25 protein-coding genes are annotated in these 24,424 nt (G+C 66.2%); 7 read left to right on the top strand and 18 right to left on the bottom strand.

Going from position 1 to position 24,424, the window contains the following annotated elements; all coding sequences use genetic code 11:
• Window positions 1-105: 105 nt before the first annotated feature.
• The 5 genes from WDA27_12345 to WDA27_12365 are packed head-to-tail and all read right to left on the bottom strand — an operon-like array spanning window position 106 to window position 3,727.
• Entirely contained in the window at window positions 106-495 is a 390-nt protein-coding gene (locus WDA27_12345) for a transcriptional repressor (GenBank protein ID MFA5891721.1), read from the bottom strand.
• On the bottom strand, window positions 495-1,322 hold the full coding sequence (locus tag WDA27_12350; protein ID MFA5891722.1) for a metal ABC transporter permease: 828 nt from the start codon (window positions 1,320-1,322) through the stop codon (window positions 495-497). Before WDA27_12350 ends, WDA27_12345 begins: the two co-directional genes overlap by 1 nt.
• Window positions 1,319-2,035 (bottom strand): metal ABC transporter ATP-binding protein, encoded by a 717-nt coding sequence (locus WDA27_12355; GenBank protein ID MFA5891723.1) that lies wholly within the window; start codon window positions 2,033-2,035, stop codon window positions 1,319-1,321. The genes WDA27_12350 and WDA27_12355 overlap by 4 nt, the downstream gene beginning before the upstream one ends.
• Entirely contained in the window at window positions 2,017-2,913 is an 897-nt protein-coding gene (locus tag WDA27_12360; GenBank protein MFA5891724.1) for a metal ABC transporter substrate-binding protein, read from the bottom strand. Before WDA27_12360 ends, WDA27_12355 begins: the two co-directional genes overlap by 19 nt.
• 49 nt (window positions 2,914-2,962) lie before the next feature.
• A complete protein-coding gene (locus WDA27_12365; GenBank protein ID MFA5891725.1) occupies window positions 2,963-3,727 on the bottom strand; it encodes a 3-hydroxyacyl-CoA dehydrogenase in 765 nt (254 codons plus the stop codon).
• A 54-nt stretch (window positions 3,728-3,781) separates the two neighbouring features.
• Between WDA27_12365 and WDA27_12370 the strand changes: the two genes are divergently transcribed.
• Together WDA27_12370 and WDA27_12375 are read left to right on the top strand one after the other, a co-directional pair.
• Window positions 3,782-4,531 carry a tetratricopeptide repeat protein gene (locus tag WDA27_12370; GenBank protein MFA5891726.1) on the top strand — a complete coding sequence of 250 codons (750 nt, stop codon included), beginning with the start codon at window positions 3,782-3,784 and terminating at the stop codon, window positions 4,529-4,531.
• A 60-nt stretch (window positions 4,532-4,591) separates the two neighbouring features.
• The gene (locus WDA27_12375) at window positions 4,592-5,341 is read left to right on the top strand and encodes a maleylpyruvate isomerase family mycothiol-dependent enzyme (protein MFA5891727.1); all 750 of its coding nucleotides are present in this window, start codon (window positions 4,592-4,594) and stop codon (window positions 5,339-5,341) included.
• A gap of 15 nt (window positions 5,342-5,356) precedes the next feature.
• On the opposite strand, the gene WDA27_12380 is transcribed toward WDA27_12375, so the two are convergent.
• Window positions 5,357-5,884: a GNAT family N-acetyltransferase gene (locus tag WDA27_12380; GenBank protein ID MFA5891728.1), complete on the bottom strand. Its 528-nt coding sequence runs from the start codon at window positions 5,882-5,884 to the stop codon at window positions 5,357-5,359.
• A gap of 122 nt (window positions 5,885-6,006) precedes the next feature.
• On the opposite strand from WDA27_12380, the gene WDA27_12385 reads away from it, so the two are divergent.
• The 3 genes from WDA27_12385 to WDA27_12395 all read left to right on the top strand — a co-directional run bounded on the left by WDA27_12385 (window position 6,007) and on the right by WDA27_12395 (window position 9,372).
• Entirely contained in the window at window positions 6,007-6,729 is a 723-nt protein-coding gene (locus WDA27_12385) for a LamB/YcsF family protein (GenBank protein MFA5891729.1), read from the top strand.
• Between the two features lie 28 nt (window positions 6,730-6,757).
• The gene (locus tag WDA27_12390) at window positions 6,758-7,507 is read left to right on the top strand and encodes an SDR family NAD(P)-dependent oxidoreductase (GenBank protein ID MFA5891730.1); all 750 of its coding nucleotides are present in this window, start codon (window positions 6,758-6,760) and stop codon (window positions 7,505-7,507) included.
• Window positions 7,508-7,596: 89 nt separating this feature from the next.
• On the top strand, window positions 7,597-9,372 hold the full coding sequence (locus WDA27_12395; protein MFA5891731.1) for a hypothetical protein: 1,776 nt from the start codon (window positions 7,597-7,599) through the stop codon (window positions 9,370-9,372).
• A gap of 6 nt (window positions 9,373-9,378) precedes the next feature.
• Here the strand turns inward: WDA27_12395 and WDA27_12400 are convergent, their stop codons facing one another.
• On the bottom strand, window positions 9,379-10,050 hold the full coding sequence (locus tag WDA27_12400) for a ferritin-like fold-containing protein (GenBank protein MFA5891732.1): 672 nt from the start codon (window positions 10,048-10,050) through the stop codon (window positions 9,379-9,381).
• Between the two features lie 145 nt (window positions 10,051-10,195).
• On the opposite strand from WDA27_12400, the gene WDA27_12405 reads away from it, so the two are divergent.
• Window positions 10,196-11,317 carry a peptidoglycan DD-metalloendopeptidase family protein gene (locus WDA27_12405; protein MFA5891733.1) on the top strand — a complete coding sequence of 374 codons (1,122 nt, stop codon included), beginning with the start codon at window positions 10,196-10,198 and terminating at the stop codon, window positions 11,315-11,317.
• A gap of 8 nt (window positions 11,318-11,325) precedes the next feature.
• On the opposite strand, the gene WDA27_12410 is transcribed toward WDA27_12405, so the two are convergent.
• From WDA27_12410 to WDA27_12450, 9 genes are read right to left on the bottom strand one after another with little or no spacing between them, the layout of a single operon-like run.
• Entirely contained in the window at window positions 11,326-12,459 is a 1,134-nt protein-coding gene (locus WDA27_12410; GenBank protein ID MFA5891734.1) for a hypothetical protein, read from the bottom strand.
• 20 nt (window positions 12,460-12,479) lie between these two features.
• A complete protein-coding gene (gene glnD / locus WDA27_12415) occupies window positions 12,480-14,993 on the bottom strand; it encodes a [protein-PII] uridylyltransferase (protein MFA5891735.1) in 2,514 nt (837 codons plus the stop codon).
• Between the two features lie 8 nt (window positions 14,994-15,001).
• Window positions 15,002-15,547 (bottom strand): ATP-binding protein, encoded by a 546-nt coding sequence (locus WDA27_12420; protein MFA5891736.1) that lies wholly within the window; start codon window positions 15,545-15,547, stop codon window positions 15,002-15,004.
• A gap of 11 nt (window positions 15,548-15,558) precedes the next feature.
• The gene (locus WDA27_12425) at window positions 15,559-16,077 is read right to left on the bottom strand and encodes a CvpA family protein (protein ID MFA5891737.1); all 519 of its coding nucleotides are present in this window, start codon (window positions 16,075-16,077) and stop codon (window positions 15,559-15,561) included.
• A gap of 12 nt (window positions 16,078-16,089) precedes the next feature.
• A complete protein-coding gene (locus WDA27_12430) occupies window positions 16,090-16,332 on the bottom strand; it encodes an NIL domain-containing protein (GenBank protein ID MFA5891738.1) in 243 nt (80 codons plus the stop codon).
• A gap of 1 nt (window position 16,333) precedes the next feature.
• Window positions 16,334-17,140: an ATP-dependent sacrificial sulfur transferase LarE gene (gene larE, locus WDA27_12435; GenBank protein ID MFA5891739.1), complete on the bottom strand. Its 807-nt coding sequence runs from the start codon at window positions 17,138-17,140 to the stop codon at window positions 16,334-16,336.
• A 26-nt stretch (window positions 17,141-17,166) separates the two neighbouring features.
• Window positions 17,167-18,213, bottom strand: coding sequence for a polyprenyl synthetase family protein (locus WDA27_12440; protein MFA5891740.1), 1,047 nt, complete (start codon window positions 18,211-18,213; stop codon window positions 17,167-17,169).
• A gap of 59 nt (window positions 18,214-18,272) precedes the next feature.
• Window positions 18,273-19,358: a Zn-dependent alcohol dehydrogenase gene (locus tag WDA27_12445; GenBank protein MFA5891741.1), complete on the bottom strand. Its 1,086-nt coding sequence runs from the start codon at window positions 19,356-19,358 to the stop codon at window positions 18,273-18,275.
• A gap of 2 nt (window positions 19,359-19,360) precedes the next feature.
• Entirely contained in the window at window positions 19,361-20,848 is a 1,488-nt protein-coding gene (locus WDA27_12450; protein MFA5891742.1) for an aldehyde dehydrogenase family protein, read from the bottom strand.
• 207 nt (window positions 20,849-21,055) lie between these two features.
• Here WDA27_12450 and WDA27_12455 point away from each other — a divergent pair, with 207 nt between their 5' ends.
• Window positions 21,056-22,243 (top strand): DUF222 domain-containing protein, encoded by a 1,188-nt coding sequence (locus WDA27_12455; GenBank protein MFA5891743.1) that lies wholly within the window; start codon window positions 21,056-21,058, stop codon window positions 22,241-22,243.
• Between the two features lie 12 nt (window positions 22,244-22,255).
• On the opposite strand, the gene WDA27_12460 is transcribed toward WDA27_12455, so the two are convergent.
• Window positions 22,256-22,552, bottom strand: coding sequence for a hypothetical protein (locus WDA27_12460; GenBank protein ID MFA5891744.1), 297 nt, complete (start codon window positions 22,550-22,552; stop codon window positions 22,256-22,258).
• A gap of 192 nt (window positions 22,553-22,744) precedes the next feature.
• Window positions 22,745-24,373, bottom strand: a complete 1,629-nt coding sequence (groL, locus tag WDA27_12465) for a chaperonin GroEL (protein MFA5891745.1) — start codon at window positions 24,371-24,373, stop codon at window positions 22,745-22,747.
• Window positions 24,374-24,424 lie beyond the last annotated feature (51 nt).

The following is a 24,424-nucleotide window of genomic DNA, read 5'->3' on the forward strand; positions in this document are numbered from 1 at the left end:
CCCCCCCCCCCCGCACGACTGTCAAGGACCGAAGCTCTGATTCCCGTCAATGAGCCGCCGCCGCTAATCCCCCGACGAACGACAAGAGCGGCTTTGGCGCGCAACTCACCGTGCGGGCGGCGTCTTCGCGCACGCGCGACACATGCCAACGATCTCAGCCTGATGCGTGCGTACGGTGAATCCGTGCGCGCGCGCGACTTTGCGGGCCCAGCCGTCCACTTCGCAATCGGGGATCTCAACGACGCTGCCGCAGGTCTCGCACAGCAGGTGGTGGTGATGTTCCGCCGAGCACAGGCGAAAGCGTGCCTGGGTCACGTCATCGCGCAGGACGTCGACGGAGCCGTCGTCGGCGAGCATGCGCAACGTGCGATAGACGGTGGCCAGGCCGGTGCGGCTGCCGCGCGCGCGCAAGCGCTCGTGCAGCTCCTGCGCGGCGAGCGCCTCGCCTCCGGCGAGCGCCTCAAGTACTTCGTCACGCTGCGCGGTTCTTCGCATCAGGAGGCCTCGCGGACTACTCGGCGCGCGCGCGCCAGACGCCCGCGACGAAACAGATCCGAAAGAACAAATGCCGTCGCCGCCACAAGAACTATCGTCCCGCTGGGCGCGCTGTTGGCAATGCTCGCGATAACCAGCCCGACCCCCGCGGACGCAGCCCCGGTCGCCGACGCAACCGAAATCGAGGCCTGGAAACTGCGTACGAGATTGCGTGCAACGCCGACCGGCAAGACCATCAATGCGGCAACCAACAAGATGCCGACGACCTGCATCCCGATGCCGATCGTCGCGGCCGCGAGCAACATCAACAGAACGTTCAGCGCTCCGACGGGAACTCCGGCGACAAGGGCCGCTTCTTCATCGATCGCTATCGCAAACAACCCGCGATACAGCAGCAGCACCGTCAGGAGAAGCGCGGCCGCGAGGCCGGCCATCGCAAGCAACTCACCGGGCGAGACGGTGAGGACCTGGCCGAACAGGAACCCGAACAGATTCACGTTGTACGACCCACTGATGCTGGCAACGAACACGGCGGTCGCAATAGCCCCGTAGAAGAACAACGCAAGGGCCATGTCCGCTTCCTCGGGCGCGCGCCTTCGCAGTCGATCGATCCCGAGCGCCCCGGCGATCGCCGCAACCAGCGCCGCAGCGAACGGCGACACGCCGAGCCACAACCCGACGGCAACGCCCGCGAAAGCAATGTGCCCGATGCCGTCGCCGATCAGCGACAGGCGCTTCTGCACAACGAAAGTACCGATCGCGGGCGCGGCGGCACCGACGACCATCGCTGCGAGGATCGCCGGCCAGAACAACTCCAAGAAGATCAATGCGGGTGGTCCTCCACGAACAGCCCGACCTGCTCGCGCGCCTCAGCCGGCGGAACCTCATCGATGTGTCCTTGATGCAATGCGAGCACTCGCGTGAGGTCGTTTCCGACCGCACCCAGATCGTGCGCGACGATCACGACGGCGACGCCCTGCGTGTGCAGTTCACGCAACACCCCCGCGAAATGCACCTGCGACTCCCTGTCCACGCCTGCGGTCGGCTCGTCGAGAACGAGCAATCCCGGTTCGGACACAAGCGCGCGCGCGATGAGCGCGCGCTGCTGCTGCCCGCCGGACAAGTCCCCGATGCGGCGCCCTGCGAGATCCTCCAGTCCAACGCGCTGCAGCGCGCGCATCGACATCTCCCGCTCGGATCGCAGGAACGGCCCAACCAGGCGCCTCCCCGCTCGCTGAGCGAGCACGACCTCCAGCACTGTGGCCGGCACGCGACCCGAGATTGCCGCGCGCTGCGGGACGTAGCCCACACGCTCGCGCGCGCGCGCGTCCCGCGCCGGACGCCCGAACAGCAGCGCGCGCCCGGCACCGGGTTCGAGCAAGCCGAGCGCCACCTTGACCAACGTAGACTTGCCGGCGCCGTTGGCACCGAGCAGCACGACGTAATCCTGCGAGCCGATAGTCAGATTGATGTCGGAAAGAACAGGCCCGCTCTCGTACGAGAACGAAACGTCGCGCAGTTCTACAACGGGCGTGGACATCCGAGTCCCTCCGCGAGCACACGCAAATTCACCCGCATGATCGAGACGTAGTCATCTCCGGCCGCGCGCCCCTCGCGAGTCAGGCTCTCGATCGGATTGAGCATCGCAGTACGAGCGCCGACGGCGCGCGCGACGGCCGCCGCGACGCGCGGACTCACGATGCTCTCGGAAAACACGGTCGTGACTCCGCGCGCTCGGGCGATTCGCACAACGTCTTCAAAGTGGCGAGGCGCAGGCTCGGACTCCGGCGATGTCCCGGCGATCGGAATCTGTCGCAGACCGTACCTGCGCGCGAGATACCCGAACGCGTCGTGAGCGGTTACCAGGTCCCGGCGCGCGCACTTCGAAAGAGTGTCGCGATAGGACTGGTCGAGGTCCTCCAGCGCGCGCGCCGACCTCTGTGCGCGCGCAACCACCTCTGCGCGCGCGCCGACCGGGATCTGCCTCGAGATCGCCGAGGCGACGGAGGAAACTACCTGACTCATCAAGGCGGGATCGAGCCACACGTGCGGATCCTTGGGGAGCAACTGAACAGGGTTCAAGACATCCAGCACGTTCAGCGCCGGTGCCCCCTTCTGAACCGCTCCCTCAACGGCCGGCTGGAACCCCCCACCCATGTACACGACGAGATCCGCCGTTCGCAGACGAATCAGATCACGGGGACGCAGTTCGACATCGTGAGGCTCGCCACCCGGCGGAGTGAGGTCAACCACGCGAACGGCATCGCCGGCCGCCGCGCGCACGGCCCACGCGAGCGAGTAGAAGGACGCAGCCACCTCCGGACGGCCGTCCGGGCGCGCGCCTGCCGTCGAAGAACACGCCGGCAAGACGCCCAATAGGAGCGGTAACAGAGCGACTCGGACGAACATGCGCCGCATGGTCGTCACCCTAGAACCAATTGAGAATGATTGTCAATCTCAAAAAGGACTACTTCGGAGGCATCCGCAAAGCTCCGTCCAGACGGATCGTTTCGCCGTTCAGGAACGCGTTTTCCACGATGTGGCGTGCCAGCGCGCCGAACTCCGCGGGGTCCCCCAAACGCTTCGGGTGCGGGATCCCGTCCGCGAGCGCTTGCCGGGCCTCCTCGGGAAGGAGTGCCAGCATCGGCGTGTTCATCGTCCCAGGTGCGATCGTACACACGCGCACGAGGCGCGCGGCCAGGTCCCGCGCCGCAGGAAGCGTCATCGCGACGACGCCGCCCTTGGACGCCGCGTAGGCGACCTGGCCGATTTGGCCGTCGTAGGCGGCAATCGAAGCGGTGTTGATGATCACGCCACGCTCGCCGTCTTCGGGTTCCTGCTGCAGCATCTGCGCGGCCGCGCAACGCATCACGTTGAACGTGCCGATCAAGTTGATCTGGATGACCTTCGAGAACAAGTCCAGCGAATGCGGGCCGTTCTTGTCCACGGTTCGCTGCGCCCAGCCAACGCCGGCACACGAAACGGCAACGTTCAGCGCGCCGAACTCCCGCACCGCGGTCGCAACCGCTTCTTGAACATCCGCTTCGCTGGTGACGTCGGTCGCCGCGAAACGAGCGTTCGCACCCATCTCCTTGGCCACCGCTTCGCCTTGCGACGTCGGCAGGTCAACGATGACGACGCGCGCGCCTCCGGCGAGAAGCGCCTGCGCCGTCGCGCGCCCCAAGCCCGAGGCACCCCCGGTAACCAAAGCAACCTTGTTTTCGAGATTCATGGGATCTCCTTTCAGTCCGCGCGGGAGTCTATCGCGCGCGCCTAAACTGACGTCATGTCTAACGTGATCGACGTGACCGAGACGACCTTCGAGCAGGAGGTCCTGGACCGGTCGCACGAGGTTCCGGTCGTCGTGGACTTCTGGGCCGAGTGGTGTGGACCGTGCCGAACGCTGGGGCCGATGCTGGAACGCCTGTCGGAAGAAGCCGGCGGGGAGTGGATCCTGGCCAAGGTAGACGTGGATACGAACCCCGGCCTCGCGTCGGCCTTCGGAGTGCAGGGAATCCCCGCAGTTCACGCCTTCCGAAGGGGCCGCGACGTCGCCGAGTTCGTCGGCGCCCTACCGGAGCCGCAAGTTCGCGACTGGCTCGCCGGGCTCGGCCCGACGCCGGCGGACGTCGCAGTGCAAGAGGGCCTTGATGCGGAGAATCGCGGCGACTTGGAGTCCGCTGCGCAGAAGTACCGCACGGCCCTGGCGCACGAGCCTGCCCGCGCCGAAGCCAAAGCAGGCCTGGCGCGCGCCGAAGTGGCATTGCGCGCGGCTTCGGCGGACGAGCAGACATTGCGCGCGCGCGCCGCGGCAAACCCCGCAGACATCGACGCGATCATGGATCTGGCTTCCGTCGAGTTCGCGCACGGCACTATCGAGTCGGCGCTCAAGCGCATGATCGACCTCGTGCGCGCGTCGGTGGGCTACGAACGCGAACAGGTCCGGACGAGACTGCTGGAATTGCTCGACACGCTGGCACCCGACGATCCGCTCGCGCTCGCGGCACGCCGCGATCTGGCCGCAGCGCTTTTCTAGACGGCGTGCGAGGAATCGCCCGGATTGCCCGTTCTTGACGGCCGGCGCTACGCTCAACGTATGGACGAGATGGCTGAAGCAGTCGCGGAACTTGAATCCGAACAGCACGATCTCGAAGTGTTGCTTCGAGGGCTCGAACCCGAACTCTGGAGCGCCCCCACTCCCGCAGCGGGCTGGGACGTGCGCGATCAGGTGTCGCACCTCGCCGACACCAGCGACGTGTGCGCCGACACCGTGACCGGCGGCCCCCGCCAACTCAACGAGGAAGCCCTTGCGGCGCCCTCCCCCGAGGCCTACACGGAGTCCGGGTGCGTCAAAGGGCGCGCGATGACGCCGGAAGAAGTGCTGCAGTGGTATGTCGCAACGTCTGCTCGCAGCCGAGATGCCCTGCTGTCGAAGGGCCCGAAAGATCGCGTCCCGTGGGGACTCGGGATGAGCGCGCGCATGATGGTCACCGCTCGCCTGATGGAGCACTGGGCACACGGATGCGACATCCGCGAAGCGGTAGGCGCGCCGCTCACGGCGCCCCCACACCTTCGCTCGATCGCCCTGCTCGCGTTGCGGGCCGTCCCCTACGCGCTTTCTGTGGCGAAGGTCGCGCCGCCGCCGGGAACACTGAGTGCGGAGTTGACGTTCGGCACAGAGGTCTGGCATCTGGGTCCCGAAGATGCATCCGACGTGATCTCCGGCGACGCCTTCGAGTTCTGCCGGCTCGGAACTCAGCGCGCTCGGCGTTCCGACCTGCCGTCGCTTCGCGCTCGAGGACAGCTCGCAGAAGCCGCGCTGGACAACATGCGCGCGTTTCTTTGAGGCCGGGCCTGCCGGCTACACCAGGTCCAGGCGGTACGCCATGACGATGAAGTCGTCGGTGACGAGGAAGTCGTGCTCGGGAACCCGCCGAAAGCCCATCCGCTCATACATCCCCCGCGCGGTGACCATCAAGCTCGTGGTGTGCAACCCGATTGTGGACGCCCCGACGCCGCGCGCGCGCGCCACGCACTCCTCGGTGAGCGCGCGACCGATACCTCGACCGCGCGCCTCCGGCGAAACCCCCAAAAGGCGAATCCCGGCCCATCCCGGCGGCCAGTTCTCGCCGGTGCCCGTGGGGCGCGGCGGGTAGTACGTAACCGACCCCGCCAGCCGGCCCCCTTGTTCGGCAACGATAAGCACCGAGTCGGCCAAGCGCGCGCGCACATCCACTATGTCATTCTCGTAAGCGGCGAACTCGCCACGCAGATCCTCGGGGGTGTCGGGCCCCGGCCGGTACTCGCGATACGCCGCGGTCAAGAGGCGCGCAACGGCGTCCAACTCGTCTGTGCGCGCGTCGCGCACCGCTACGCCCTCCGTGATCATCACGAACCAAGCCTAGCAACGCCGGCAAGCCGAGCGAGCCCTTGCGGGAACAGCGCACATCGGGAGTACGCTTCGCCTTACCGAAAACGGTGCGCGCACCGGGTGCGCGCAGAGGACACCACATGCGATTCGACCTCAGCACCGACGTCGGCGCGGGCGGCGATGACGGCCCGCTGTACGCGATCGTGTCCTCGGTGAACATCGCCTGCGGCGGGTACACCGGCGATCGTGAGGACATGAGGCTTTCGGTACAACTGGCAGTGCAGCATCGAGTCGCCATCGGAGCGCTCGCCGGATACGCCGTTCCCGAGGGCGCGGTCGGCGCTTCCTACGAAGAACTGGCGCGCGCCGTTGCGGTCCAAGTCGCATCTCTCGCGCGCATCGCCGAGAAGAGAGGATCCCGAATCGCTCACGTCCGGCCTCAGGGAAACCTGTACGGACGAACAGCAGCGGACGCGACAGTCGCCGAGGCGTTCGTGACGGCTGTATGGAGCATCGATCCAACGCTTCGGATCGTCGGCCTGGCCGGATCCGAGTTGCCCGCCATCGCTCGCGGGATGGGGATGGACGTCGTAGAGGAGGCGTTCGCAGACCTCCGCTACACCGACGACGGAACGCCGGCAGACCCCGCCGAACCGGGAGCCGTGATCTCGAATCCCGACGAAGCCGCCGCACAAGCGTTGTCGATCGCCCTCGGGCGGGCCGTGGACACGATCGACGACCGCGCCATCGCGGTGCGAGCCGACACGATCTGCATCCGCAACGGCGCGCCGGAATCGATCGAGATCGCGCGCGCGGTGCGCGACGCCCTCGCCGGAGCCGGGCTCATCATCGCGCCCCCGTAGTTCTCGCGGATCTGCTAGAACTCGCGTCGTGAGCCGGTTCGCGATCGTCACAGGTGCGTCCTCCGGAATAGGGGCCGCCACCGCGCGCCGCCTCGCGGCCGATGGGTTCGAAGTTCTCATCGGCGCGCGCCGCACCGACCGTCTCGCGGAAGTGGCCGCCCAGACCGGCGCGCGCTGGGCATTCCTCGACGTTACCGATCCGGACAGCGTCGTGCGTTTCTGCGCAGGGATCGAGCGGTGTTCACTGCTGGTAAACAACGCCGGCGGCGCGAAAGGACTGCGGTCGCTCGCCGATGCGCGCGACGACGAGTGGACTTGGATGTTCGAGACGAACGTACTCGGGCTGATGCGGATGACGCGCGCGCTGCTGCCGGCGTTGGAGCGATCCGGCGACGGCCACATCATCAACATCGGATCTATCGCCGGAATCGAGACGTACCCCGGAGGCGCCGGATACACAGCCGCCAAGCACGCCGTGCGCGCGGTGACCGACACTCTTCGTCTCGAATTGCTCGGCAAGCCGATCCGGGTCACCGAGATCCTGCCTGGGCTGGTGGACGAGACCGAGTTTTCGCTCGTTCGCTTCGACGGCGACGCCGTGCGCGCAGAGGCCGTGTACGACGGTCTCACCCCGCTGGTCGCCGACGACATCGCCGACTGCATCTCGTGGGCGGCGACGCGGCCGAGTCACGTCGACATCGACCAGATCGTCGTGCGGCCGCGCGCCCAGGCCCGCGCAACCGTCGTTCACCGAGATCCCGGAACGAACCGGACATAAACGGGGGGCCGGACACCGAAGCGTCCGAGAACCCGGTGCTTGCTCGTTCAACCAGGTAGCGCGCCCGACGAAACGCGCGCTACGACCGCATGAGACGACGGCGAGCACGTGTGATTCTGCTCGCGGCGACGACAGCTTTCGCCGCGAGTTCCGTCGCGCCCTCGGACGCCGCACCGGGGACCACCGCGCGCGCGTCGGTTACGTCCAGCGGCACACAGGCGAACAACGCGACACCCGCAACCTCGGTTCCCGACACGACGAGTCCCGAAATGTCCCTCGACGGCCGATGGATCGCCTTCTCATCCGACGCGACCAACCTCGTGTCCGGAGACACCAACGGCGTCGCCGATATCTTCCTGCGCGACATCGCCACCGGAGTCACCACCCGTGTGTCCGTCACGTCGACGAAGGCTCAAGCAAACGGAGCCAGCTACTCCCCATCGCTTTCCGTGGACGGACGGTGGCTGGCGTTCGCGTCCCTTGCAACCAACCTCGTCTCCGGCGATACCAACGGCGTCGCCGATATCTTCCTGCGGGACCTCAAGTCCGGCACAACGAAGCGACTGTCGGTCTCAACGGTAGGAACGCAGGCCGACGGACCGAGCAACTCGCCGTTCGTGTCGCTCTTCGGCGAGTACGTCACGTTCGAGTCGGAAGCCGCCAATCTCGCGGCAGGCGACACCAACGACACGAGCGACGCCTTCATCCGCGACGTCAAAGCGAAGAAGACCGCGCGGATCGCACCTCCGGCGATCGCGGAGGATCTGCCCCTGCAGGAGACCATCTGGACGTCGCACGCGCGCATCTCCTATGAGGGGCGGTACGTCGCCTACCACCGCGGGGCGAAACGACCAGGCCTCGACACTCCCACAGCGTCCGACGTGTTCATCCTCGACCGTGCGACCGGGCGCTCCACGCAAATCGCCATGGGCCCATGGGCGGGAACCGCAAAGGTGATGAGCCAGAACCCGGTTATCTCGGCCGACGGACGCTACGTCGCATTCGATGCGTACAGCGTCATCACCGAGCGCGACACGATCGCAAACAACGACGTTTTGCGTCCGACACGCGACATCATTTCGGCCGACGACTCATTGGTAGTCAACCCCTTCGACCCCCGCGACGTGATGATGTACGACCGCGTGAACAAGTCTTCGCAACCGCTGTCCAGCAACCCGGCAGGACCGGTGGCCGACGGGGACAGCTACGATCCTCGCATCTCGGCGAACGGCCACGTGATCGCGTTCTCCTCGGATGCGACCAACCTGGCGGCCGGGGACACCAACGGAACCACCGACGTCTTTGTGCGCGACCTCGAAGCGCGAGTCACCAGCCGGGTATCGGTTCCAGGCGGATTCGGCGAGTCGTCCGGAGCCTCACAGCGCCCCTCGATTTCCTACGAAGGGCGCCACGTCGTGTTCGCCTCGGCAGGAAAAGACCTCGTCGCCGACGACACAAACAGCACGTCCGACATCTTCCGACGCGACCGCCAGACCACAACCACAAACTCGGCGCCCAAGATGGTGCAGATCTCGTCGGCCCTGCGGGGTATGGACATCGCCGAGGAAGTGAACCTAACGATGCGAGCAACCGACGCCGACAAGGATCCACTTCGATTCGACGTCATCGTCGCCGTGGATCGCGACGCGGAAGGAGTCCCGCTGCAGGGGACGTACTCGATCGACTCGAAGACCGGAGCGTTCACGTGGAAACCGTCTCCCAGCCAAGCCGGACACCACGTCGACTTCATCTTCTGGGTGCAGGATCCCCGCGGCTTCTCTGACTTCGCGCTCGCGCGTTACTACGTGCGCGACTTCCAGCAGACCGCGCGCTGCCGCGCGCAAGGTCACGCCTGCTATCCGTAACCGGAGTCAGTCGTCGAGCGAATCGAGTCCAAGTCGCTCGAGGCGTTCGCGGTGTCTCGCCAGCAACTCGAGCACGAGCGGCTTGACCCCGCCCTCACCGAGAACGATCTCGAGTGCGTTCGACGAAAGCAACGTGTCGCGCAACCGGTTCATTGCCTGACCCACCATCGTCCCGGCGAATCGCTGGATACGCGCCTGGGCCTCGGGCCCATCGGACTCCAAGGCCTCCGCTATCTGCTCAAGCGCGAACGCCTCTTGCGCCGTACGTCCCGTGAGCGAACGGTGAACCGCCTCGGCCGTCGGGGCCGTCAGGCACGGACCCAGGATCTCGGCGAAGTCGGTCGTAATCGTGTCTCCGATGAAATGGAACACGTGCGTTTCAAGCCAGCCGTCAGCGATCGCAGCCTCATAAAAGCCGTCAAGCGGACCACGGAGCGCTTCCATCGCCAGTTCGGGCTCCTGGGTGATCTCGTCGAGCCGCGCGCGCAGCAGCCGGTACCGCTCAAACTCATCCACCGCGAAGCCCGCCTGCCATTCGGCAAGCGAGATACTCGGTGCCGTCACCGTCCCCCGCGCCGCCGCCGCAAACGAACGCAGCAATCCGTAGCACAGGCTGCCGATGAGGTCGGCCTCCGCTTGTCGCCGGCCGGCGACCGTTGATTCAGCGTCGTCTGCCACTCGTCCCTCCCTGTGTCGCGCTGCATCTTCGCAGGTCACAGGGGTTCAGGTCGAGCCTTCTTTGCCCTGATACGCATGATTTGGTAACAAGGTCATGACGAACCCCGCTTCGGGGCCGTCTGGGAGGAGACTGGGGCATGGCTTGGTGCTGAAGGTTCGGACCACGGCGCTCGTCGCCGCACTCTCCGCCTTCCTGGCGATCGCTCCGGTTTCTCCGGCGACTGCCTACTCCAGTTCCCGACTCGAACAGACCCGCCGCGAGATTCGCGCAACCCGCGCGCGCCTGTCGAGCGCGCTGCGCACCGATGCCGAATTGAGCGCGGCGCTGAGCCTGCTGACAAGCCGCCTGAATCGCGAACGGCATCACCTGTCGCTGGCGCGCGGCAAACTCTCGCGACTCGACTTCCAGATCTCTCAGTACCAGCAGCGCCTCACCAGACTCGAACGCGAGCGCAAGAAGCGCGGGGCAATCATCGCGGGCCGCGCGCGAGCGCTGTACATCGCGGGCCCCGTCACCTCTTTCCAGACCATCGTCGAGGCGCGCTCCCTTGAGGAGTTCGTCGGGCGCGCGGCGGCACTCGACTCCGTTGCCATGTTCGACCGCACGGTGCTGGAGGATCTCGGGCGAATCTCGCATGAGGCCAAGCAGGAGCGCGCACAGCTTCGCGAAGCTCGCGCGCGAGCGCTGTCGAGCGCGCGCGACGTAGCTGCGCGCGTGAGCGTCGTCGCCGAAGCGACGGGGGCTCAACGTGAGGCGCGCGGCATCGTGCAGGGGCGGATCGCGGCCTACCGCAAGGAGTTACAGGCAGAACTGGCCGAACAGAACCGGATCCTGCAGTTGATCCGGCAACGCTCGGGCTACTACTCGGGATCGATGAACACCGGCCCGCCGGGACGCATGGGCTTCGCCTGGCCGACGCGTGGACGCTCGATTACATCCCCGTACGGATCACGGCACGGGAGTTTCCACACGGGGATGGACATCGACTGCCGAACCGGTGACCCAATAGCCGCATCCAAGGCCGGACGAGTTATCGCGTCGGAGTGGGGCGGCGGCTACGGCAACATGGTCATCATCGACCACGGCAGCGGCTACACGACGTTGTACGGACACATGTCACGCTCTTACACGCGCGAAGGCGCCACGGTCGACCAGCACCAACTCGTGGGGGCATGCGGTTCGACCGGGAATTCGACGGGCGACCACTTGCACTTCGAAGTCCGCATCAACGGAAATCACCGCAACCCCCGACCGTATCTCCCGTAGCCGCGCGGCTATCGATACAGGAAGTCGGCGCCGACCAGCGTCGGCAAAGCCAACTTACGTTCTTTGAGCGTACGCGTGTCCAGCGCAGCAACCTCAGGGCCTGGAACAACCGGCTGGAGGCAGTCGGGGCTACAAGGCTGCGCTCGCTGCACCCAAACGGTGCGCTCGTTCGCGGCGACGGGGTGAAACCATCCCGCCCCGGATAGCTTGGTCCGTTTCCCGGTACCAAGGTCCACCATTTGGACGGCGACCGACTTCGTCGTCGCGCCTGTGTCGTACGCGATCCACTTCCCGTCCTTGGACGCCGAGGGGTTAAACCACGCGGGATTCCCGGGCGCGCGCTCAGTCCGGCCGGTTGCCGCGACCCACGCATGCGTACCGCCCTCGTCGCGGTAATACGCGCGCGCGCCGTCGACCGACCACACCGCCATGCTCGGCTCGCGATCGGTCGCCACGGCGAACTGTCGAGAACCATCGGCGCCCCGAACCTGCAACGGGCTCTCGTCTGCGGTCGGAGTGCGACCGGGCTCGCCGTCGGCCGGGGTGTACGCCACGAGCACGCGACTCCCATCCGGAGAGAACTCGATACGACGATCATCGTACGGGGTCAGTTCGCGCCCGAACGCCCGACCAAGCGTCGCCACAGGCATCGTGGCGCCACCCCCGACGACCTCCTGGAAGTTCAGGTGCGGGTAGGACTGGCTGTCGGTGGTGATGTACGCAAGAAGATGCCGTTCCGGGCTCCACCCGTAGGCGTCGATGCCCGTGGCAACCGAGACGATGTCGCGAACCTCCTGCGTCGTCATATCGTACGCACGCAACGTGGCCGAGCCGCTCTCGCGGTCCTGGACAAACGAGACCGTCGTGGTCGACATCCACCGCGGCAGGCGCATCCCGTCACCACGGGCAAGTTCACTGACTCGGTCGGTCACGGCCTCGTACATCCACAGAGATCCCTCAGAGACGTATACGGCGGCTCGCAGACGAGGAGCGCGCACGGCCGAGGGTGACGGCGACGCGCTGACGACAACCTGCGGCGACGATTCAGACGGCGAGGGGGACTCGGCGGTCAGCGGCGTTCGCGCCGAACACGACACGGAAAGCAACGCGAGCAATCCTGTAACTGCGGCAATTCTTCGCATATTCGGGAGTATAGAAAACCTCAGGGCCCCGAGTCGCCCAACCGCAGCAAGAGCGCGCGCTCGATCTCGCCGAGGTACTCCGAGTCGGTGATCTTCTGCCCCTCCGAATCACGGACGTAGAAGACGTCGACGACGTCCTCGGCGTAGGTCGCGATCTTCGCAACTTGGATGTCCAAAGACAGGTCGGCGAAGACGCTCGTAATGTCGTAGAGCAGGCCGACCCGGTCGGCGGCGTGCACCTCGACGACAGTGAGGAAGTCGCTCGCCTGGTTGTCCACGAGCACACTCGGTCCCTCGCGCTTTCCCTTGGGGACGCGACGGCCGTACGCGCGCCGCTTCTCGGCAAGACGCGCTTCCAGAGAGAGGCGCCCGGCAAGCGCGCGCCGAACATCATCGGCGACTCGCTCCCAACGGGCGGAATCGATCGCCGGCTCAAACGCTCCGACGCAGCGAAACACCTCGACTGCCACACCGTCGGCGCGAGTGAATCCCTGCGCCGCGACGATGCTGATCCCGTTGAGGGCCAGAACTCCGGAAACCCGAGCAAACAACCCCGGCCGATCGCACGCTGCGAGCGTGAACTCGTAGATGCCGGCATCCTCGGTCGCCGCGACGTGCGTGCGAGCCTCGGACTGCCCCAGAGGTCCGGCCATCAGAGCGAAATGGCGAGTCAGCACCGCCGTAGGAAACGCCAAAACATACGCGCGCGACATCTCGCGCAGATGTGCCTCGACTTCCTCGGCCGAGTACCGCGTCAGCGCGCCACGAAGCTCGCCCATGCGCAGGCGCGCGAGATCCACTGCGTCGCGCGTCGCCAGCTCCCCTCGCTCCATCACGTGCAGCGCCTTGGTGAACAGCTCGGCGACGAGACCCGCCTTCCACGGCGACCACGCCGTCGGTCCGGTAGCCCGCCCATCGGCGACGGTGAGCAGGAACAGCATCCGCAGCAATTGAGCATCCTCAGCGCGGGAGGCTAAGTCAACGACGAGGTTCTCGTCGTTGATGTCCCGGCGCGACGCGGTGTCCGCCAACACAAGGTGATGCCGCACGAGCCAGGCCACGCGGCCCCGGCGCGGCTCGGCGATCCCCATCCGATCGGCGAGCACGAGCGCCAGACGCTCACCAGCCTCGCTGTGGTCGCCCGTCCCGCCCTTGCCGACGTCGTGCAGCAGTCCGGCAAGCAGAAGCCCGTCGACGTCGGAAACATCCGCCCACACGTCGCGCACCAGTTGATCCTCGTCATCGGCAAGCGCGCGCAACGCTGCGACGGTGTGGAACAAGTGCGCGTCCACCGTGTAGCGGTGGTAGACGTTGCGTTGCGGCTGACAACGAACCGCATCCCACTCGGGAAGCAGTCGCCCGAACAGCCCCGAATGGTCGGCGGTTTCCATCGCGACGGGGTCGCCCGTACGCAGCAAGGCGAAGAACGCGCGCCGCACTTCCGGGCTCCACGCGATCGGAGGGCTGCTCCCCTGCGCTTCGTCGAACCACCGCATAGCAGCCGCACCCGGCGGAGCGCCCAGCGAGAACATCTCGAGCGCGCGCTCAGGCTCACGCGCTAGATCGGGCTCGCGCAGGATGACGACTCGACCTCCTTCGACGGCGAAGCAGTCGCCGGGCGTCGCGCGAGCAGGGCGCGCGCGGGAGAACCGCGCGCTCACGTCGGAGACAACCGCGGTCACGACCCGTTCAACCGCGCGCGTCACCGCAAACAGGTGACGCATGAACAAGTCCTCGGCCGGGCGTTCGCCGTCGGAGTACCCCAGGAACAGCGCCGCGGGACGCTGATGCTGGAACAAGAGCACGTCCGTTTGGTGCTCGGTCGCATAGTGAAGATGCGCGCGCACGCGATGCAGAAGTTCGGCGCCATCGTCCAGCAGCGCGCGATCGCGCGCGCCGAGCAGCTCGTTGGTGCCGGCGACCACGGCGAACCACTCGAGCACGTGCAGGTCGCGCAAGCCGCCGGCGCCTTCCTTCAGGTTCGGTTCAAGTTGCGATGTGGCCGACCCGCCGGTGAGGTGACGCCGGCGCATCAACTCACGCACATCTTCGACAAAGTCGCCTGCCCGCTTCCGCGTCGCGTCCAGCGCGCGCGTCGCGAATTCGTCGAAGAGTGCGCGATCCCCGGCGAGCAACCGAGGTTGCAGGAACGACGTCTCGGCTTCGATGTTTTCACGCGCCAGACGAACGCACTCCTTGACTGTTCGCGTGGCGTGGCCGACCGTGAACCCGGCGTCCCAAAGCGCATAGAACAGTCGCTCAGGCTCGGCTCCCGCCTTCCCCGCGTGCAGCACCATGAGGTCAAGATCCGAACGCGGCGACAGTTCTCCGCGGCCATACCCGCCGAGCGCGACGAGAGCGAAACCCGGGCGCACGGGAACAAGGAGTTTCCACAGGGCGATCACCGCGGCATCCACCGCGTCCGACTGCGCGCGCACAAGCGCCAGCCCGCCGAGACCTTCCTCGTGCTCCCGACGAAGACGCGCTCGCTCGGTTTGCAGACCGGCCAGCACGTCCTCGATAGAGGAGGACATCGTTGCCGCTACGAGGGGCTCGAGTGACGAACGCGATCGAGTAGATGCGACAGGCGCTCGTCCACCGTCCCGGTCAAGATGTCGTGCTTGACGGAATGGTGATCGAGCAGCGCCAACATGCGCTCGTCGATCTCGCGCTGGAAGTCGTTGTCGAGTGGGCGCAGCCCGTCGGGAACGATTGGGAACTCGATCGGCAAGTAGAACACGTGCGTGTACTGACTGCGCAACTGGTGCTCAGCGATCTTCAGGCATGCATCCCACAGGGCGAATTCCTTGCGCCGCTCCTGGTTGTCCAGCACCCATCCGGCATACGCCATTACATCGATCAAGGATCGATCCGCAACGAAGTCCTGGTGCGTCATTTCGCTGTAGAACTGGCGCATGAAGATCAACGACTCGACCTCGGGGGTAGCGTCCTTGTCGAGCTTGAACCCGAGCGCCGCGACTTCGCGCGCAACTTCCGGGAGCAGCGGTAACTCGAGCGGCTCTGCCGCCGCTTCCGCCAGGGTGGTCTTTCCGGTCGAGAACGATCCGACTATCGCGATACGTGGCATGGTGTGAAAGGCTACCGGAAACCCGCGCCGGTGACCGAAGTGATCAAGTGCCGCACGTCGGCTCCCGCGATCGCGGTGAGCACCCGCGGTGCGGTTTCCACGATCCCCCGGGCAAGCGCCGAATGCTCCGCCTCGGACTTCAGCGACGCAGGCCCCGGTGCGACCGAGAGTGCCAACAGCGCGACCGACACCCACGATAGCGCCCACGCTCCGGCGAGCGCGCCGCCGGCCGCGGAGTCGACGACTCCCCATTTCGTGAGCCGCACCAGCGCACGCAGCCGGCGCACAGCGGCCCAAGCCAGGATCGACGCTGCGACGAAGATCCCGAGAGCCGCAGCTGAGTCCGACGCCCCGGGCGACATCCCGGTGGCGCGCGCGAGCGGCGCCGCAACAAGGTGGTAACCGAACACAGCCGCGGCGGCGGCTGCGGCGAATCCCGCCAGCCCAAACGCGGACGAAATCACGCCGCGACGCATCCCGCGCCGGACGAAGAGCCCGACGGCCGCGACGATCACCGCGTCGAGGAGCACGCTTTGCCTCGGTTAGCCCTCGACGACATCCCCGTCGATCGGGCTGATCTGAACGCCCAAAGCCTGCAAGTACTGAAGGCCGGCTTCGAGAGCATCATCGTCACCATCCATCTCGAGGATCACCCAACCGAAGGTCTCCTCAACGTTAGCCCTGCGGATGTTGGTGACGATGTCGAACTTCTTGCCCAGCCCGAAAATGATCGGCTCCTGGACGAGATTCTCGGGGAACGTCAGGTGTACCCGGCTTTTTGCCATGTCAGCTCCTTATGCGACTCACGCTGAGCAGCGGAACGTTCATTGATCCGCTGCGGAATCCCTCCAGGTCCAGCGTCACGTAGTGAAAGCCCAGCTCCTTCAGATACGAAACCATACGGGCTGCGACCGCCGGATCGGCGAGGCGAGGCACCTCGGACGCCGGCACCTCGATACGAGCGAGGTTGTCCTGGTCCCGAACACGAACGTCGCGCGCGCCCAAAGCGCGCACGAACTCCTCTGCGCGCGCCACGCGCTCAAGTCGCTCCGCAGTGACCTCGACGCCGTAGGCAATGCGGCTGGCCAAGCACGCTGCGGCGGGCTTGTCCCACGCGCGCAACCCGCGGGCGCGCGCAGCCATGCGCACGTCGGCCTTTGTCATCCCCGCCTCGAGCAACGGCGCGCGCGCCCCACGCTCGGCGGCCGCTCGCATGCCCGGGCGGAAATCGTCGGCATCGTCGGCATTGGCCCCGATCAGCACGACGGCACCACGGGCGCGCGCCAGATCCTCCAAGCGATCCAGTAGTGCGTTCTTGCAGTGGTAGCAGCGGTCGGGACCATTCGCGCGGTACTCGGCCGTCTCAAGCTCGTCGGTTCGAACCTCTCTGTGCGCCCAGCCGCGTTCGGCCGCGAGCGCTGCAGCTGTTTCGCGCTCGGAGGGATCCAGCGATGCGCTTACAGCCGTGACTGCGAGCATCCTCTCCCCAAGGACTTCGTGGGCAACGTCGGCGAGCAGCGCAGAGTCGACGCCGCCGGAATAGGCGACGACCGCGCCCGACAACTCCGACAGGATTCCCTTCAGCGCGTCCACGACCTCCACCTTCAGCTCCCTCTACATCAAACCGATCGCACGGAAACGTACTCGGCAAGGCCCGCAAGCGCAGCGGCAGCGACCGGCGGTATCGGCGCAGACTTGAGCGCCGCGCGCGCCGCGGCGGCTAGGTCCTCGATCGACGCGAGCACGTCTCGCAACGCCCCGGTGTCGCGAAAGACCGTCCGGAGTTCCTCAGCGCCGGCGGAATCCAGATCGGCCGCTCCCAGGCGGGCGTCCAGAACCGCGCGCTGCGCCGGATCGGCAACGCCCCGCGCCAAGGCGACCAACAGGGTCTGCTTGCCCTCACGCAGATCTCCGTCGGCGTCCTTGCCCGTCACGTTCGGATCACCGAACGCGCCGAGCACGTCATCGCGCAACTGAAACGCCTCCCCTAACGGCGCACCGAACGCCGCGAGCGCTTCCCGCACGTCCTCAGACGCCCCGGCAAACGTCGCCCCGATCAGCAAGGGACGCTCGACGGTGTAACGACCGGACTTCAGCACGCTGATTCGGCGCGTTTCTTCGAGCGTGGCGCGACCGCGCGCGGCCGCAAGCAGGTCCAGGTACTGACCACCGATCACCTCAGCACGCATCGCGTGATACAGCGTCGATGCGTCGTCGCACGCAGCTCCCTCGAACCCCGAAGACCCCCACAACTCATCGGCGAACGCCATCGCAAGGTCGCCGACCAGAATCGCCGCGGATTCACCGAACCGATCGCGATCGCGACGAAGCAACGGCGTGCCGGACAGCCTCCGGTAGGTCGTCGGCTCGCCCCGTCGGAGCTGCGACTGGTCCATAACGTCGTCGTGCACGATTGCGAACGTGTGCAGCAACTCCAGCGCCGCAGCGACCCTGGTAATCGAAACGTCGTCCGTTCCGCCGGCTGCCCGGTACCCCCACACGCAGAACGCCGGGCGAAGACGCTTCCCCCCCGAGCCGGCCACCCGATTGATCTCGCCGATCAGGTCCGCTGCGTCGGGAAGGGCCTCGGCGCGCGCGTCGAGGAACTCGACCAGGACGCGCTCAACCTGCGCCGAGATGTCCTTCGAAGCCGTATGCGGAGTCACGGACGAAGAGCCTACCGGCGCCCGGCTACAAAGGCACCAGGGAATCAGGCGCCGGAAGACTAGGGCACGAGCAGCGTTCGGATCGCAGTCCCGGCTTCCATCGCCTCAAACGCTTCGTTGACGGACTCCAGCGGCATCCGATCGGTCACCAATCCCTCGAGGTCCAGACTCCCCGCACGCCACAGGTCGATGATCCGCGGGATATCGCGACGCGGATTGCACGAACCGTAGTAGCAGCCCAGGATCTTCTTCTCCATGAACAAGAACCCAAGCGACGGGAACGACGGTTCGTCGGCCAGCGGCGCCGCGCCGACCATCACCGCGCGTCCACCGGCGCGCACGAGGTCGAAGGCAGTCCGCTGCAAGGCCGCGCGCCCCACGACTTCGAACACCGCGTCGGGTCCGATGTTGTCGGTCAACCCCATGATCATCCCGGCGGCGTCATCCGGCGCGCACGTGTGAGTGGCGCCGAACTTCACTGCCGCATCACGCTTGGACTCGACGGGATCGATCGCCAGGATCGTCGAGGCGCCGGCGATCCTGCACCCCTGGATCACGTTGAGCCCCACACCGCCGCACCCGATGACGGCGACGCGCTCTCCAGGCACAATGCGCGCGGTGGTAATCGCCGCGAACACTCCGGTCAGCACCGCGCAACCGATCAACGCGGCGACGTCCAACGGAACGTCTTTGGGGATCTTCACAACGGCGGTCTCGCGAACGATAGCCTCTTCCGCAAACGTTGCCGAGTTCACCCCATGGCTGATCTCAACACCGTCTTTGCTGATCCGGCTCGTTCCGTCATCCATCTTGCCGAGCAGATACCGGTACGTGATGCACAAGTGCGCCTGGTCGCGAGTGCAGAAGAAACACGTCCCGCACATCGGCACCCACGAGATCACGACGTGATCACCCACAGCGACGGATCGAACTCCGCTTCCAACTTCAACCACTTCACCGGCGGCTTCGTGCCCGAGCACAGCCGGAACCGGCCAAGGAAGCAGGCCCTTCTGCACCGACAGGTCCGAATGACATACGCCGGTTGCCGCGATTTTGACGCGAACTTCGCCGAGCCCCGGCGATCCAAGTTCGACCTCGCCGACAACCAGAGGCTTTCCCCACTCTTCCAAGATGGCTGCACGCATAGTTACACCGTCACCCAAACGCTCTTGACCTGTGTGTACAGGTCGACCGAATGCTTACCAAGTTCGCGACCGAACCCCGACTGCTTGTAGCCGCCGAAGGAAACCGCCGCATCGACCACGCCGTAGCTGTTGACCCAGACCGTGCCGGCGCGCAGGCCGCGCGCCATTCGGTGAGCCGTCGACAGGTCCTTCGTCCAGACCGCGGCGGCAAGGCCGTACATCGAATCATTCGCGATTCGCAGCGCCTCGTCGGTGTCCTCGAAGGGAATAACCGAGAGCACCGGCCCGAATATCTCCTCTTGCGCGATCCGCATGTCGGGCTTCACTCCGGCGAAGATCGTCGGCTCAACGAAGTAACCGGAGCGACCCTGGACCTTTGATCCGCCACAGCGCACAGTCGCGCCCTCTTCGACGCCGATGTTCAGGTATCCGGTGACGCGATCCAACTGTGCGGGCGAGATCAGCGGACCAACCATGGTGGTCGGGTCGAGTCCGTCACCGACCTTCCAGAACGCCGCTGCCGCAGTCAACTGCTCAACGACCTCGTCGTGGACGTCCTTGTGCACCAGCAACCGGCTGGCCGCCGTGCACATCTGGCCGGAGTTGAAGAAGATCCCAAACGCAGCCTGCGGAACAGCCGCTGCGATGTCGGCGTCACCGAAGATGATGTTCGGGGACTTCCCGCCAAGCTCCAAGGACACCCGGGCGAGGTTCTGCGCTGCGGCCACCATGATCTTGCGACCGACCTCCGTCGATCCGGTGAAGGCGATCTTGTCGATCCCCCTTGAGGCCACCAGCGAGGCTCCAGTTGTCTCTCCGTCGCCGGTGAGCACGTTAAGAACACCGTCGGGAACGCCGGCCTCTTGGCACAGTTTCGCAAGCCACAGCGTGCTGAGCGGCGTCTCCTCCGCAGGCTTGAGGACCGAGCAGTTGCCGAACGCGAGCGCAGGCGCAAGCTTCCACGCAGCCATTACGAGCGGGAAGTTCCACGGCACGATCTGCGCGCATACCCCGACCGGGTCCCGAAGCGAGTAGACGAACTGCTCCGGAGACGTCGCGTGGGTCTCGCCGTAGACCTTGTCGCACCAACCCGCGTAATAGCGGAAGACTTGGGCCGCGTGCATCATCTCGCCGAGCGCGAATGCAACCGGCTTGCCTTGGTCGAGCACCTCGATCTGCGCGAAGGCCATCGCCTTGGCACTTAGTTCGTCGGCGATCTTGGACAGGACGGCGGCACGCTCGCGCGGGGCGCGCGCCGACCAGCGTCCGTCCTCGAACGCGTTTCTGGCCGCGGCGACCGCGCGGTCCACGTCGTCGGCGCCCGCCAGGGGCACCTGCGCGATCTCTTCTTCGGTGGCCGGGTCGATGGTCGCGAACGTCCGTCCGGAGGCCGCATCCACCCACTTCCCGTCGATCAGCAACTGCTTCGGCTGGGCAAGGAACTCCCGCGCCTCCGGCAGCAGCAGGCTCTCACGCTCTTCTGCAGCCATGCGTCCTCCCTCTTTGGGCGTGCAAGGTGTCTAAGGGTAGGGCGTGAGCCCGCAGGAAAGCCAAATCCGGCCCCCCGTGCGCACATCATGTCCGGCCGGGGTTGCGCCCAAGAGTGAGAATTCTCAGGGCACGATCGTCGGTTTCTGCTCGCTTTTCCCGAAAACCAGCGGGTTTTTGTCCTGCCCTCATGTTTGGATCTGTGCGCGATGTGCGAACGAATCGAGGATGTGATCGGCGCCCTGCGCGCGGCCGTGTCGGCTCTGCGGCCCCGCGAGATGTCGGGCCTCGACGCCGAACGTGTGGTAGAGGTCTTCGCGGAAGGCGAGCGGCTGTGCCAGGCCGGGCGAACGCTCGCTTCCGAGCGCGTGCTCCGGACCGGAACGTGGCGCCGGCTCGGATACCGCACGCCCGCCACCTGGATGGCGTCACGCACTCAGACAACCCTGTCACACGCAATCACCGCGGTGCAGACCGCCCACCGGTTGCACGAACTGCCCGCGACACGCGAAGCCTTCGCCACCGGGAAGCTATCCGAGTCTCAAACGGCCGAGATCGCCGCGGCCGCCGAAGCAGACCCCGGCGCCGAAAGCGCCCTGCTGACCTTCGCCGCAAGCCAGACCGTCGCGGAACTGCGAGAGCAGTGCCGAGGAGTGCGCGCGGCCGCAGAATCCGACGAGAACGCCGCCGAGCGGATCCGCCGAGGACGTTTCTTGCGGCACTGGTCGGACCCCGACGGTGCGATACGTATGGACGCGCGCCTGGCGCCCGACGACGGAGCCCAAGTCGTCGCCGTGATTCGCGCGCGCGCCGACCAACTTATGCGCGAAGCGCGTCGCTCGGGGCAGCGGGAGTCTGTCGACGCACATGCAGCCGACGCGCTCGTCGGCCTAGCGTGTGGAACGCCGGGACCGAAAGCGGTCGTTCACGTCCACGTGGATGCCGATGCGCTGGCGCGCGGACGAACCGACGCCGGCGAGACGTGCTCGATCCCCGGCGTCGGACCGATCCCCGTCGCGGCGGCGCGACGACTGGCGGCGGAAGGAGTCGTCAAGGCCCTGGCGACCGACGGCGCAGACGTACAGGCGGTTGCTCACTTCGGGCGGGGGATCCCGGCGCGCGTCCGCACCGCGCTGGAAGCCCGGGATCAAACTTGTGTCGTTCCCGGCTGCGACGTCCGCTCGGGGCTCGAAATCGACCACGTGATTCCGCTGGCGCGCGGCGGCCCCACGAGCCTCGACAACCTCGCGCGGCTGTGCCGCTACCACCACGCGCAGAAGACCCACCACGGCTGGAGGCTGGGCGGTCCGCCCGGAGCGCGCGCCTGGACCCATCCCGGCAGGGAGCGGCTCGACGCTCGTCTGGCGCGCGAACCCAACCGTGAGCGCGCGCCCTGAGACGACCCGACTCTAGACCGATCCCAAAATCTCTCCGTCGTTCCACTCAGGGTCGCCGTCGATCAGCTCACGGAAGCGCTGAAACCACTTGTCTTGCGCGGGACTCGCCGCGTTCGCAAGGTATGTCTCCTTGTCTTGAAACACCGCGGTCATGATCATCTCGTCCGGGTCCTTATCCAGCCGGTAGACATACCCAGCCATCGCCCCGCGAACCAGGGGCTTGAAATCCCGATCCCACTCATCCATGAGCGCGGCCAGGTCTCCTGCGCGCCCCGGCTTCGCGTGAAAACGCGCGACGGTTCCGTACATCTGAATCCCTCCCCTCGGAGTAGCGACAGGAGTCAATCCTACTCGCTGGGTCGGATTCCCCGGAATGGCTCAACCCGCCTAAACGCACGACAGCGTTCCTGCCCAATTCGACGTCTGCTTCCCACCGCCACGGCCTTCGCACAGAAAGGGCGGCCATCCGGCCGCCCTTTCCTGAAATCCCGTCCGAGTTTCTTAGAACTCGTCGTGACCCATGCCGCCGCCACCGGGCATCGCCGGCGGGTTCTTCTCGGGCTTCTCCGCGACGAGGACCTCCGTCGTGAGGAACAGGGCTGCGATCGACGCTGCGTTCTGCAGAGCCGAGCGCGTCACCTTCGCCGGGTCGACGACACCGACCTTCATCAGGTCAACGTACTCGCCGGTGTCGGCGTTGAGGCCCCAGCCCGCGTCCAGCGCGCGAACCTTCTCAACCACAACGCCACCCTCGAGGCCGGCGTTGATTGCGATCTGCTTGACGGGCTCCTCGAGCGAACGCCGGACGATGTTCGCCCCAACGCGCTCGTCGCCGTCGAGCTTCAGCTTGTCGAGCTTGGCTTGTGCCTGCAGCAGCGTCACGCCACCGCCGGCAACGATGCCTTCCTCGACCGCTGCCTTGGTCGCCGACACGGCGTCCTCGATGCGGTGCTTCTTCTCCTTCAGCTCGACCTCGGTGGCCGCGCCGACCTTGATCACCGCGACGCCGCCCGACAACTTCGCGAGGCGCTCCTGGAGCTTCTCACGGTCGTAGTCGGAGTCGGTCTTCTCGATCTCGGCCTTGATCTGGTTGATGCGGCCCTTGATCTGCTCCGCGTCACCGCTGCCCTCGACAAGCGTGGTCTCGTCCTTGGTGACGACCATCTTGCGCGCGCGGCCCAGCATGTCGAGCGTCGTGTTGTCGAGCTTGAGGCCGACCTCTTCGGAGATGACCTGGCCACCGGTCAGGATCGCGATGTCCTGGAGCATGGCCTTACGACGGTCGCCGAAACCGGGAGCCTTGACGGCCACGGACTTAAACGTGCCGCGAATCTTGTTCACGACCAGGGTCGCGAGGGCCTCGCCCTCGACGTCCTCGGCGATGATGACGACCGGCTTGCCGGACTGCATGACCTTCTCGAGCACCGGCACGAGGTCCTTGACGGCCGAGATCTTCGAGTTGGCAATGAGGATGTAGGGGTCCTCGAGAACCGCTTCCATCCGCTCGGGGTCGGTGACGAAGTACGGCGAGATGTAGCCCTTGTCGAAGCGCATGCCCTCGACGAGTTCGAGTTCGAGACCGAAGGTCTGCGACTCCTCGACCGTGATGACGCCGTCCTTGCCGACCTTGTCCATCGACTCGGCAATCATCGCGCCGATCTCGGGGTCGTTGTTGGCGGAGATCGCAGCGACGTGCGCGATCTCGTCCTTGTCCTCGACTTCCTTCGACGCGGCCTTGATGGCTTCGACGACGACGTCGACGGCCTTCTCGATCCCGCGCTTGACGCCCATCGGGTTGGCACCGGCGGCCACGTTGCGAAGACCTTCCTTCACCATCGCCTGCGCGAGCAGGGTCGCCGTGGTCGTACCGTCGCCTGCGACGTCGTTGGTCTTCTTTGCGACTTCCTTGACGAGTTCCGCACCGATCTTCTCGGCCGGGTCCTCGAGTTCGATCTCCTTGGCGATCGAAACGCCGTCGTTGGTGATCGTGGGGGCGCCCCACTTCTTCTCGATCACAACGTTGCGGCCCTTCGGGCCAAGCGTGACCTTCACCGCATCGGCCAGCTGGTTCATGCCGGACTCGAGCTTGCGGCGAGCCTCCTCACCAAACATGATGAGCTTTGCAGCCATCAGCACCCTCCTGTCGTCGATAACGCCGGGGCATTCACCCCGTTCTCCCTG

It is taken from the genome of Actinomycetota bacterium, from assembly GCA_041658565.1.
Classification (GTDB): domain Bacteria; phylum Actinomycetota; class AC-67; order AC-67; family AC-67; genus JBAZZY01.

Excerpts from the sequence above, each read along its gene's own strand:
- WDA27_12380 (MFA5891728.1), bottom strand. The coding sequence starts at position 5,884 with ATGATCACGGAGGGCGTAGCGGTGCGCGACGCGCGCACAGACGAGTTG.
- WDA27_12455 (MFA5891743.1), top strand. The coding sequence starts at position 21,056 with ATGTGCGAACGAATCGAGGATGTGATCGGCGCCCTGCGCGCGGCCGTG.
- WDA27_12450 (MFA5891742.1), bottom strand. The coding sequence starts at position 20,848 with ATGGCTGCAGAAGAGCGTGAGAGCCTGCTGCTGCCGGAGGCGCGGGAG.
- WDA27_12365 (MFA5891725.1), bottom strand. The coding sequence starts at position 3,727 with ATGAATCTCGAAAACAAGGTTGCTTTGGTTACCGGGGGTGCCTCGGGC.
- groL (MFA5891745.1), bottom strand. The coding sequence starts at position 24,373 with ATGGCTGCAAAGCTCATCATGTTTGGTGAGGAGGCTCGCCGCAAGCTC.
- WDA27_12370 (MFA5891726.1), top strand. The coding sequence starts at position 3,782 with ATGTCTAACGTGATCGACGTGACCGAGACGACCTTCGAGCAGGAGGTC.
- WDA27_12395 (MFA5891731.1), top strand. The coding sequence starts at position 7,597 with ATGAGACGACGGCGAGCACGTGTGATTCTGCTCGCGGCGACGACAGCT.
- glnD (MFA5891735.1), bottom strand. The coding sequence starts at position 14,993 with ATGTCCTCCTCTATCGAGGACGTGCTGGCCGGTCTGCAAACCGAGCGA.
- WDA27_12420 (MFA5891736.1), bottom strand. The coding sequence starts at position 15,547 with ATGCCACGTATCGCGATAGTCGGATCGTTCTCGACCGGAAAGACCACC.
- WDA27_12355 (MFA5891723.1), bottom strand. The coding sequence starts at position 2,035 with ATGTCCACGCCCGTTGTAGAACTGCGCGACGTTTCGTTCTCGTACGAG.
- WDA27_12445 (MFA5891741.1), bottom strand. The coding sequence starts at position 19,358 with ATGCGTGCAGCCATCTTGGAAGAGTGGGGAAAGCCTCTGGTTGTCGGC.
- WDA27_12460 (MFA5891744.1), bottom strand. The coding sequence starts at position 22,552 with ATGTACGGAACCGTCGCGCGTTTTCACGCGAAGCCGGGGCGCGCAGGA.
- WDA27_12345 (MFA5891721.1), bottom strand. The coding sequence starts at position 495 with ATGCGAAGAACCGCGCAGCGTGACGAAGTACTTGAGGCGCTCGCCGGA.
- WDA27_12360 (MFA5891724.1), bottom strand. The coding sequence starts at position 2,913 with ATGCGGCGCATGTTCGTCCGAGTCGCTCTGTTACCGCTCCTATTGGGC.
- WDA27_12430 (MFA5891738.1), bottom strand. The coding sequence starts at position 16,332 with ATGGCAAAAAGCCGGGTACACCTGACGTTCCCCGAGAATCTCGTCCAG.
- WDA27_12410 (MFA5891734.1), bottom strand. The coding sequence starts at position 12,459 with ATGCGAAGAATTGCCGCAGTTACAGGATTGCTCGCGTTGCTTTCCGTG.
- WDA27_12375 (MFA5891727.1), top strand. The coding sequence starts at position 4,592 with ATGGACGAGATGGCTGAAGCAGTCGCGGAACTTGAATCCGAACAGCAC.
- WDA27_12385 (MFA5891729.1), top strand. The coding sequence starts at position 6,007 with ATGCGATTCGACCTCAGCACCGACGTCGGCGCGGGCGGCGATGACGGC.